The sequence below is a fragment of the Candidatus Nanosynsacchari sp. TM7_ANC_38.39_G1_1 genome, from assembly GCF_004138385.1.
Genome location: NZ_PQNZ01000067.1, coordinates 1 through 3,370, shown reverse-complemented (window position 1 = coordinate 3,370; position 3,370 = coordinate 1). Strand labels below are relative to the sequence as shown.

General features: G+C 47.5%; 4 protein-coding genes. All 4 read right to left on the bottom strand.

The window, feature by feature from the left end; genetic code table 11:
* Positions 1-409: virulence RhuM family protein (locus G1ANC_RS03940; RefSeq protein ID WP_206660734.1), on the bottom strand; the 409-nt coding region annotated here is incomplete at its 3' end.
* On the bottom strand, positions 406-1,887 hold the full coding sequence (locus tag G1ANC_RS03935; protein WP_206660733.1) for a class I SAM-dependent DNA methyltransferase: 1,482 nt from the start codon (positions 1,885-1,887) through the stop codon (positions 406-408). The genes G1ANC_RS03940 and G1ANC_RS03935, both read right to left, overlap by 4 nt.
* 36 nt (positions 1,888-1,923) lie before the next feature.
* Positions 1,924-2,577 (bottom strand): DNA repair protein RadC, encoded by a 654-nt coding sequence (radC, locus tag G1ANC_RS03930; protein WP_129693697.1) that lies wholly within the window; start codon positions 2,575-2,577, stop codon positions 1,924-1,926.
* Between the two features lie 48 nt (positions 2,578-2,625).
* Positions 2,626-3,370, bottom strand: a 745-nt coding sequence (locus G1ANC_RS03925; RefSeq protein ID WP_129693696.1) for a PKD domain-containing protein, incomplete at its 5' end; no start/stop codon positions are given.

The following is a 3,370-nucleotide window of genomic DNA, read 5'->3' as shown; positions in this document are numbered from 1 at the left end:
TTCCACCGCTATTTTCTTTAAGGCGTTCATCGTCCATGACAAAGCCCTTAGTGATATATTCACGCAGTCTTTCGGTGGCCCAGATACGAAAATTCGTCGCTATATTTGACTTCACGCGGTAACCAAGCGAGATGATTAAGTCAAGATTATAATGTTTTGTCGTGTACTTTTTACCGTCTGCAGCAGTTAGTAAGAAATCCTTACACACTGAAGCCTCATTTAGCTCGCCCTCATCAAAAATATTCTTAATATGCATGGTAATATTTGGTCGCGAGGTATCAAAAAGGTTAGCTAACTGAGCTTGAGTAAGCCATATTGTTTCACCTTGGAACCTTACATTAATCTGCGGCTTGCCATCATCGCCAACATACACCACCATCTCGCTATTCGGGTTGTTGCCATTCATCATTTGATTTCTTTCTCTATTTTGGCAAGATTCTCTTTTATCTTCGCTTCCAACTCCCGACTTTTCGCAAACTGTCCTTCAAGCTCAGCCGTCAACCGAGCAAATTTCTCGGCGAACGGCTCATCATATTCTTCTGCTTCCTCAACACCAACGTAACGGCCAGGTGTCAATACATAATCATGCTGCTTGATTTCTTCTAGATCAGCGACTTTACAGAAACCCGGCTGGTCAGCGTAATCCGCACTAGCGGTTTTATAATCATGATATGTCTTCGCCACCCGAGCAATGTCTTCTGCGGTTAGCTCACGGTTACGGCGGGTGACCATTTTACCCAAATTACGCCCATCGATAAACAGCGCTTTGCCGTGACGATTGGTACGATCGCGCGACACAAACCACAGACAGCACGGTATGGCTACGTTGAAAAACAGTTGGCTTGGCAGTGTGACGATGGCGTCAACCATATCATTGAGCACTAACTGCTTACGGATATCACCTTCGCCGCCAGTTTGACTGCTCATACTCCCGTTTGCCAACACAAAGCCTGCCGTACCGCGCGGGCTCAAGTGGTGAATCATATGTTGAATCCAGGCAAAGTTAGCATTACCCTTTGGCGGCAGTCCATATTTCCAGCGTGGGTCAGCCTGCAAATGTTCTTGACCCCAATCACTAATATTAAACGGTGGATTAGCCAAGATATAATCAGCTTTCAGGTCAGGCAGCTGGTCATCCGTCAGGGTGTTGCCACGTTTGATATTTGCATCAATTCCCCGAATTGCCATGTTCATTTTAGCGAGTCGCCAAGTCGTTTCGTTGAATTCCTGACCATACACTGCGATATCGCTGACACGCCCAGCGTGTTCTTCGACAAACTTCTCACTCCAGACGAACATACCACCACTACCGCAACATGGGTCGTACACACGCCCGCTGTATGGCTCCAGCATTTCTACCAGCAACCTGACGATGGAGCGCGGCGTGTAAAATTCGCCGCCGTGTTTGCCCTCACTGTCAGCAAACATACCCATAAAATATTCATAGACTTGACCAAGTAGATCTTTGGAACTAGCAGTATCAAATCTGACATTAGTAAACAAATCGATAAGCTCGCCCAAGCGGCGTTTATCCAGAGTTTCGCGAGCATAATTTTTCGGCAAAACACCTTTCAAACTAGGGTTGTCGCGTTCAATTGCCTCCATGGCGCTGTCAACTAACACGCCAATTTCTGGCTGTTTAGCGCTCGCCACCAGGTGTTCCCAACGAGCCTCCTTGGGAATCCAAAAAACATTCTCCGCTAAATACCAATCCCGATCTTCGGGATCATAATTGTCATCAACCGCCGCCTGATATCGCGCCGAAAACGCATCTGAAACATACTTGAGGAAAATCAACCCCAATACGACATATTTATAATCCGACGAGCTGATATTACCCCGTAGTTTATCCGCCGCAGCCCATAGCCGCCTTTCAAGCTCCCTCATGTTCATACGTGTAATTATATCAGATTCGGGGATCGTTTACTCTGAGTGCATCAGGCTCTTGTAGCTAGTTTTCGTAACAATAATATGATCATTAAGCGTAATGCCAAGCAGTTTTCCCGCTTCTGCCAGCCTGCTAGTAACATCTTCATCAGCTTGGCTGACCTCCAAGCTCCCGCTCGGATGATTATGCGCCACGATGATCGAGGCCGCACGATCGGCGATGGCGTCGGCGAAGACCTCGCGCGGATGCACTAGGCTGGCGGTCAGCGTGCCGATGGTCACCACCCGCTTGGCAATCAAACGATTAGCGCCGTCCAGCGTCAGGCAGACAAAATATTCCTGCTTTTTGTCGCGAATGTCGGCCAGCAGCTCGACGGCCTTTTCTGGGCTATCGATGATTGGCTGGTCACTATCCAGCAAGTACCGTCGCGCCAGTTCCAAACTCGCCAGAATCACCGGGATTTTCGCTTCGCCCAAACCAACCACGCTACGTAGATCATCATACGAAACATCACCGCCTTTTTGACGCAAAATTTTCAACACATCGCGCGCAATCTTACCGACATCGGCCCGAGCATTACCGCTGCCAACAATCGCCATCAGCAGCTCCAAATCGCTCAGCCGTGCCGCACCGTAGCGCGCTAGTTTCTCGCGGGGACGGTCGTTGGGATGGCGGTCAGATAGCTTCATATATAAAATTATACTATGCCAATGAAATTATTACCGCTCTATACATACTTAACTTCTAACGATATACCAAACCATCCAATAAAATGACCAGCTGCCAAACGTTACCTTTTGGTAACGGCAGGCTATCGTAAATAAACCTACTCTAATTTTATAAGGACATGGCCGAGAGGTTGGCCCTTCAGGGTTAGGCGCAGGTATCTCGTTATCAACTTGTACGGTCGCAGGCTTGCCAGCGTAACCGTCAGCTTTGATGCCTGTCACCGTGACTTTTCTGCTCGTCGATACGTCTACATCGGTAATATCAAGCTGCCGCTGTTCGCCAACCGTGTAACCAAGGTTAGTATCATCTAGGCTAACTAACCAGCGCGAAGACAACTCGTCAACTGGCTGCCAATTTAGCCGAATTGTCGCCTTATTGCCATTTCGCTCAATAATTTTTGCCGAAACCTGAGGCGCTCCAGGACCAACAGGCAAATTAGGTTTTATACCAACTTTAACAGGTGCCGATATGTTTGACACTGTGTCGTTGTTAGCACTCATTCGCACCTGCATGATGCCATCAAACTTTTCATTATAGACATGGCTGGCAACCGGACTTGTTGTCGTTTGATCGATCTTACCATCACCATCAAAATCCCATTCGTACTTCGTGATCTTGCCATCAACGACGTACGAATCACTGGCATCAAAAGTAATTTCCTGGCCAACCTCCGCATAATATTCACCGATTTTCAGTTTGGCATTCGGACGATTCTTAATTTTAGTTAAGGCTTTACTTAGCGCAGCAATGATG

Coding starts and splice junctions, on each gene's coding strand:
- G1ANC_RS03935 (WP_206660733.1), bottom strand. CDS start 1,887: ATGAGGGAGCTTGAAAGGCGGCTATGGGCTGCGGCGGATAAACTACGG.
- radC (WP_129693697.1), bottom strand. CDS start 2,577: ATGAAGCTATCTGACCGCCATCCCAACGACCGTCCCCGCGAGAAACTA.